This window comes from Streptomyces sp. NPDC087787, assembly GCF_044743035.1.
Taxonomy (GTDB): Bacteria; Actinomycetota; Actinomycetes; order Streptomycetales; family Streptomycetaceae; genus Streptomyces.
Genome location: NZ_JBIUVQ010000049.1, coordinates 1 through 6,702 on the forward strand (window position 1 = coordinate 1; position 6,702 = coordinate 6,702).

6 protein-coding genes and 1 pseudogene are annotated in these 6,702 nt (G+C 68.1%); all 7 read left to right on the forward strand.

Annotated features, from left to right (window positions below; all coding sequences use genetic code 11):
- Positions 1–62 precede the first annotated feature (62 nt).
- The 7 genes and pseudogenes from ACIOWN_RS34275 to ACIOWN_RS34305 all read left to right on the forward strand — a co-directional run bounded on the left by ACIOWN_RS34275 (position 63) and on the right by ACIOWN_RS34305 (position 6,651).
- Positions 63–698, forward strand: a complete 636-nt coding sequence (locus ACIOWN_RS34275) for an ATP-binding protein (protein ID WP_401984439.1) — start codon at positions 63–65, stop codon at positions 696–698.
- A 509-nt stretch (positions 699–1,207) separates the two neighbouring features.
- Complete coding sequence (locus ACIOWN_RS34280; protein WP_401984441.1) at positions 1,208–2,884, forward strand: SWIM zinc finger domain-containing protein; 1,677 nt, start codon at positions 1,208–1,210, stop codon at positions 2,882–2,884.
- 199 nt (positions 2,885–3,083) lie between these two features.
- Positions 3,084–4,121: a site-specific integrase gene (locus tag ACIOWN_RS34285; protein ID WP_401984442.1), complete on the forward strand. Its 1,038-nt coding sequence runs from the start codon at positions 3,084–3,086 to the stop codon at positions 4,119–4,121.
- Positions 4,122–4,306: 185 nt separating this feature from the next.
- The gene (locus ACIOWN_RS34290) at positions 4,307–4,786 is read left to right on the forward strand and encodes a hypothetical protein (protein ID WP_362358066.1); all 480 of its coding nucleotides are present in this window, start codon (positions 4,307–4,309) and stop codon (positions 4,784–4,786) included.
- Between the two features lie 473 nt (positions 4,787–5,259).
- A pseudogene (locus ACIOWN_RS34295) lies at positions 5,260–5,349 on the forward strand (excisionase); the annotation flags it as partial.
- A gap of 57 nt (positions 5,350–5,406) precedes the next feature.
- Positions 5,407–6,231 carry a hypothetical protein gene (locus ACIOWN_RS34300; RefSeq protein WP_401984443.1) on the forward strand — a complete coding sequence of 275 codons (825 nt, stop codon included), beginning with the start codon at positions 5,407–5,409 and terminating at the stop codon, positions 6,229–6,231.
- Between the two features lie 141 nt (positions 6,232–6,372).
- The gene (locus ACIOWN_RS34305; RefSeq protein ID WP_401984445.1) at positions 6,373–6,651 is read left to right on the forward strand and encodes a hypothetical protein; all 279 of its coding nucleotides are present in this window, start codon (positions 6,373–6,375) and stop codon (positions 6,649–6,651) included.
- The last annotated feature ends 51 nt before the right edge of the window (positions 6,652–6,702 follow it).

Below are 6,702 nucleotides of genomic sequence, written 5' to 3' on the forward strand. Positions count from 1 at the left end.
TACCCCGCCGAGCGCCCCGAAAGCGCCCCCGCACTACCCAACACCCCCAACACAACCGCCGGATGATCGGCTACACCACGAGAAGGGACACGACCGTCGCTGTTCCGGACGACGTCCCGAGCATCGCGGTGATTGACGAGGTGCCGTGGCTGGTGGAGCAGGACCCGGAGTTCGAGGGAGCTCTGCAGACTGTCTGGGACCGCCACCTGTCCGCCAAGCCGGTCCTGCTCATCCTGGTCGGCAGCGACATGCCGATGATGGAGGCGCTGCAGTCGTATGGCCGCCCGTTCTTCGGGAGGGCGGCGAAGACGACCGTACGGCCGCTGCACCTGGGCGATGTGCAGGCCATGACCGGGCTGGATGCGGCGGACGCTGTGGACGCGCTGCTGATCACGGGAACGGGAGGCTTTCCGGAAATCGTTCAGTCGTGGCGGCCAGGCGTGGGCCGGGCGGACTTCCTGCACGAGGCGGTGGCGAATCCGCTGTCTCCGCTGCTGGTGGCGGGTGAGCTGTCGCTGTGGCTGGAGTCCCAGCCGTTCGGCCGGCGTGAATACGACGCCCTGGCTCGGGACGTGCTCGCGGTGCCCTGTGCAGGGCTGGACACGCCGCTGGTCCCGGTGTCCCGCAGCGGTGTGGGCGGCAGTCTGCCGCTTGCGGCCCACTGGGGATCTGAAGATCTGGTCCGCGCCTGGCAGTAGCGGAGAGACGCTGAGGCATGGAGTACGTGGTTGGCCGTGCGCACGGCGCTGACCTGCACCTGCGGGGCGATCACGGGCGGTGTGGGGTCGCTCTCGAGCTCAGCCGCGCGGTGGTCTCGGGACGGAATCCTGCAGACAGGGGAGTGGCGTTGTCACCGGAGGCCGTGGTGGCCGAGGCGGTGGATGAGGCCGGGGCGGCGCTGACCGGTGCCGGTTGAACCGGAGGAACTCTCCGGTCTGCCCGGTCTACTCGAAGGCGATCCGGCCTGGGGCAGGGGCCGCGGGCAGGAGCCTGACGGCGCTGGTGGGCTGCGAGAGCCAGCCCGAGCATTGGGCGAGTCATCGTTCTCGGGGCGGCCGCCGAGAACCGTGAACTCCACGCATGATCGGCCGCCCCCGGCACCGGGCCGAGTTGGAGGTCGAAGCCGCCGAAGCCGCCGCTCGCACTTCCGGACCCCCTAGGCTGGTGGAAGCATCAACTGCACCAACACAGCAGGCGGAAAAGAACCATGCGCGGCCTTACCGAGGCGAACCTCAAGAAGCTGGCCGGTGCCCGTTCCTTCGAACGTGGCCTCGGGTACCTGGACGCGGTGTCCGGGGTCGAGATCGGTGACGGTTGGGTCACCGCGACCGTTCACGGCACGGAGCGGTACGAGGTGGAACTGACCCTGGACGGACCAGGCGGGCCTGCCGGCGAGTGCGACTGCCCGTACGGGCTGGAGGGAAACTTCTGCAAGCACCTGGTCGCCCTCGGCCTGACGGTGCTCGCCCGGCGGGAGAGCCTGCCGCGGCAGCGGAAGGCGGCCCGGGAGCGCGCGCGGGACCTCGACGGATGGTTGTCCGCTCTGTCCAAGGACGAGTTGCTCGCTCTGTTACGGGAACAGATCCACGAGGACCGGCAGTTGCGGCGCCGCCTGGAGCTGCGGGCCGCGAGCGCCCGCGGAGACCTTGCCGCGGTCCGGTCCCGTATCCGCGATCTGCTCGACATCGGGCCCTTCGCGCAGTACGGCTACGTCGAGTACGCCGATGCCCGCGCCTACGCCGACCAGGCCGGACAGGCGGTGTCCGCGATCGGCGCACTGACCGGCTCGGGCCGGGCCGCCGACGCGATCACCCTGGCGCGGGAGAGCATGCGACTGCTGGCCGAGGCAGTCGAGAGCGTCGACGACTCGGACGGCTGGCTCGGGCAGATCGGTGCAGACCTCGCGGAGGCCCACCTCGACGCGTGCCGTGCGGCACGCCCCGACTCCGAGGAGCTCGCGCGCTGGCTGGTCGGCCATGCGCTCGGTGACATCGACGACGGTCTGACCGACATCGATCCGCTCGATTATGAGGATGTCCTCGGTGAAGAGGGAATGGCAGTCCTGCGGAAGTCGGCGGTCGAGGCATGGCAGGGAAACCGTCGCGGCTGCGCGGAGAAATACCTGATGGAGCGTCTGGCCAAGGCGGGAGGCGATGTCGACGCGGTGGTCGCCGTGCATGCGGCCGACCTCTCACCGAACGGCCACACGCACCTGGTCATCGCCCGCGAGCTGGACACCGCGCGGCGCGCCGATGAGGCCCTGAACTGGGCAGAACGCGGCATCCGGGAAGCCCGGGACCTCTCCGATGTCGACACCGCCCTCGTCGACTACCTCTGCGACCGCTACACCCAGGCGGATCGTCTGTCGGATGCCGTTGCCCTGCGCCGCGACCACTTCCGTGCCCGCCGCACCCTGGCCGCGTATCAGCAGTTGCGCGCCGCTGCGCGGGCCGCGGACTGCTGGCCGGCCGAGCGCGCAGGAGCCCTTGCCCTGCTGCGTGCTGACGCGGAGCGGCGGCAGCAGGGCTGGTACGGCGGCGCCGTCCTGGTCGATGCCCTGCTCGACGACAAGGACGTCGACGCCGCCTGGCAGGCCGCTACCCGAACCAGCACTCATGACCGGCAGTGGCTCGCCCTCGCCGACCAGGCGCGGGCCGACCGTCCCGCCGACGCGCTCGGCGTCTACCTGCGCCTGGCCGAGCCGCTGACCAAGCAGACCGGCAACGCGGTCTACGAGCAGCTCGTCGCCCTGCAGCTGAGCATCCGCGACTGTCACCGCCGCCTGGGCACAGAGGACGAGTTCGCGGTGTACGTCACCGCCCTGCGCACCGCCCAGAAACGCAAGCGGAACCTGATGCGCCTGATGGACCAGCACGGTCTGTGAGCGTCAAGCTGCGGTAGGTGACCAGCGCCGGGCGCAAGTCCCGCCCATGGGGCCTCCGGTGGGTGGTCGCAGAGCAGGTGCACGGCGACACGTTCACCACGTCGGCTCTCGCGGAGAGCCGACGGTCCGAGCTGTGGCAGGCCATGAACCGGCGCGGTGAAGCGTTCGAGATCGAACCGGGACTGCCGGAGTCCGAGGTATGCACGGCGGCCGAAGCCGCCGAAGCAGCGATGCCGAACCGCCGTTGCGATGGTTCGAGTTCTGCCGGAAGTACATGGCTGGGCGGTGGCGCACGAGCGCGGCCAAGACCCGCAAGGGCATGGCGGACGGCCTTGCGGCCGTGACGCTCGCCATGGTCAAGCGTGGGGACGGTGCTCCTGACGACGAGACGCTTCGGCTGGCCTTCCGGTGGGGGATCGTGCCCGCGAACGCGGGGGAGGACCCGCCGGCCGAACTCAAGGCCGCGTACGACTGGGTCACGACGACCGACCGGCCGTTGGGTGATCTGGCCGACCCGGAGGTGTTCGAGGATGTGCTATACCGCCTCAGCTACAAGCTGGACGGCACCCCTGCCGCAGGCGACACGTACAAGCGGCGGCGCCGCGCTCTGAATACCGTTCTCGAACACGCCGTGGTCGTGGGGGAGCTCCCGAAGAACCCCCTTCAGCGCGCCCGCCGGAAGCACGTCGGCTCCAATCAGGTGGTGGACCGCCGCGTCCTTGTGAACGCCGTACAGGTCCAGCAGTTGCTCATTGCTGTCTCCTGCGTCGGGTCATGGGATCGCTGCCCCGGGCGGCGCCTGGCGGCTTTCTACGCGGTCCTGTACTACGCGGTCCTGTACTACGCGGGACTGCGGCCCGCTGAGGCGGTCGGGCTGAGGCGGTCTGACTGCCACCTGCCGGAGACGGGTTGGGGCACGCTCTCGCTGCGGGAGACACGCACCGTTTCCGGCGAGCAGTGGACCGATTCAGGCGAGCGGCACGACCGCCGCGGCCTGAAGGCGCGGGGGCGACCAGCGACCGCCCGGTGCCTATCCCGCCCGTCCTGGTCGCCATCCTCCGGGCCCACCATTACGCGGTGGCTGAACGCGGGGGTGCCGATCGCCGAGGTGGCCCGGAGGGTCGGCAACTCCCCCGAGGTGACCCGCCGCCGGTACCACGGCTGCATCGACGGGCACGAGGAAGCCGCCAACGCGAAGATCTCACTTGCACTCGAAGAAGACGGCGACATGACATGACGTCAAGGCCATAAAAACCGCCCACACGCCGGTTCCTGACCTCCCGGCGAAATACCCCATTCGATGAGTAGCCCCCTCCCAAACCTGCCCACACTGTGAGACTAGCCATGCGAAGGCGCCCTTGGCGCTGAAGATCACGCGATGCCATTCTTTAACCGCATCGGAACTCAGCAGGAGGAGCGGGAATGAAGAGAATTGCGTCGGTAGTTGGTGGAATGGTGCTGGCAGCGGGCAGCCTGTTCTTCACGTCTCCGTCCGCCCACGCCGCCGCGCAGGCATCGTACGGTTGCGCCGGCGTCGAGATCGATTCGTACGCCCTCAAGTACGGCACGGTGACGTACGGGACCATCCACCTGTTCTACGACTCGGCGTCGGGGAAGAACTGCGCGGTGAACGTGGCGACCTCGGCGGGAGGGTACGGCACGCCTACCTATAAGGGTGTGTGGCTGGGGAGGTGCCCTGCTGGGTACAAGCCGGGGGCGTCGTGCACAGACGTCTCCGACCCGTACGTACAGGACCCCCCCAGCTCAGCGACGAAGTACTCCCAGTACGCGGGGCCCGTGTCGGTGAGTGCAGCCGGGCGGTGCATCTCCGTCGGCGGGAGCATTACGGCCCCGAATGGGACCAATGCCCATTACACGACCGGTGCCACCCACTGCGGCTGAATCCATCGCGCAGATTTCCGCACGCTCCGTCCATCTATTTCCTTTGCCGCCGTCCCGTGTGCGGGATGGCCGCAAAGGGAAGAGTTCCCCGGTCTGCCTGCTACGGAACTATTAGTTCTACGCCTAAGCCAGTGACCTGCGGATTCCCCAAACCGCTTTTTATGTAGACACTCATCACCCCCGGCGGAGGAACGGAGAGCCAGGCGGACAGCACCACTACGGGCACCCCATCGAGGGTGCCCCAACTGTTTTCAGCAAGGGCGTGTCCCCTGAAGGGCGCCCCTCTCTTGTGGACTAGTTATGCCTTACCTGATGTGCCGCTGTAAGCGGCGCTTTCCCCTTGAGTCGGAGCCGTGCACCTCGGCCGCGACGAAGCGGTGGGAACAGAAGAGGAAGCACACGTGCCCCTCGCCCTGGGCACGTGGCTACGACACGCGAACGGTGAGAGAAAAAGAGGGAGGCCGGGAGACAGTGGACCGGCGGCATTCAAGCTTCCGAACGGAGAGCTCCGGGTATGGCGGAGTGACTTCGCCACGAGGCTGCGGCAGTTGGAGGCGGCGTGAAGTCTCTCGATGTCAAGGTCTGGGGGGTCCGTAAGCGCGACACCAAGACGCCTTCGTATGGTGTCCAGTGGTCCGTGGCGGGCAACGTTCTTCTCGGAGTCCTTCCGAACCAAGGCGCTTGCCGATCACTACCGCACCAAGCTCATGCGTGCGATGCGCGAGGGTGAGGAGTTCGACTCGGTATCCGGCCTTCCGGCTTCGATGGAAGAGCAGAAGTCGGCCGTGTCGTGGTACGACTTCGCCCTCAGGTACCTCGCGATGAAATGGCCGCATGTCGCTCCCAACACGCGGGACGGCATCAACGAATCGCTTACCAGTGTGACGGTGGAGCTCCTTGGCGAGCGCGCTGGGCGGCCGGTTGACGAGGCGATCCGCAAGGCGCTGCGCAACTGGGCCTTCGTGTTGCCGACGCCTGCCGTCCGGGACGTTCCCGGCGACGTGCGGAACGTTCTTCATTGGGTGGTCAAGGCGTCGCGGCCGCTCGCCGATCTCGCTGAACCCGCGACGGCGCGTGCAGCGCTCGACTCGCTGAAGCTCAAGCTCGACGGCTCCGCAGCGGCGGCGGAGACCGTGCGGCGTAAGCGTCGGACGCTCGTGAATGCCGCGAACTACGCGGTCGACCTGGGGGAGCAGCGCGAGAACCCCATTACGGCTGTCCGCTGGCAGAAGCCGAAGGTGTCCAGCCAGGTTGATCCTCGCGTTGTCGCCAACCCGGAGCAGGCTCGCAATCTCATGGCGGCAGTGTCCTACGTGGGCGGGTACCGGCGTGCCCGTGGGCGTCGCCTCGTGGGTTTGTTCGCCGCCATGTACTTCGGTGGCCTCCGGTCGGCGGAAGCGGTCGGCCTCGCCGAAACGGATCTGAACCTTCCCGAACAAGGCTGAGGTTCGGCGCTGCTCCACCGGACCCGTCCGTCAGTAGGCAAGCAGTGGACCGACTCGGGGGAGACCCACGACGACCGGGGGCTGAAGAACCGACCGACCGAGGGCGTCAGGCGGGTGCCCATCCCGCCGCACCTTGTCGCCGTGCTCCGTGAACACCTGGCCACCTTCGGTACGGCGGACGACGGGCGGCTCTTCTTCAGCGAGAAGGGTTCGGTCGTCCCGTCCTCGACCTACTACCGCGTGTGGCAGGAGGCTCGGCTTATGGCGCTTCCGCCGGCCGTCGCGGTCTCGCCGCTCGCGAGTCGGCAGTACGACCTCCGGCACTCGGCGCTGTCGACGTGGCTCAACGCGGGCGTCGACCCCACCGAGGTAGCGGCAGGGTCTTTGAGAAGTGCCGAGGTGGGCGGGTTCGCTTGCTGAGCACCGGTTGTGACGGCTTGTCGACTTCTGTCTGTGGGTGACCCTGGACGC

Bases quoted from the DNA above. Each gene is read 5' to 3' on its own strand.
- ACIOWN_RS34280 (WP_401984441.1), top strand. From the start codon at position 1,208: ATGCGCGGCCTTACCGAGGCGAACCTCAAGAAGCTGGCCGGTGCCCGT.
- ACIOWN_RS34275 (WP_401984439.1), top strand. From the start codon at position 63: ATGATCGGCTACACCACGAGAAGGGACACGACCGTCGCTGTTCCGGAC.
- ACIOWN_RS34300 (WP_401984443.1), top strand. From the start codon at position 5,407: ATGGTGTCCAGTGGTCCGTGGCGGGCAACGTTCTTCTCGGAGTCCTTC.
- ACIOWN_RS34285 (WP_401984442.1), top strand. From the start codon at position 3,084: ATGCACGGCGGCCGAAGCCGCCGAAGCAGCGATGCCGAACCGCCGTTG.
- ACIOWN_RS34290 (WP_362358066.1), top strand. From the start codon at position 4,307: ATGAAGAGAATTGCGTCGGTAGTTGGTGGAATGGTGCTGGCAGCGGGC.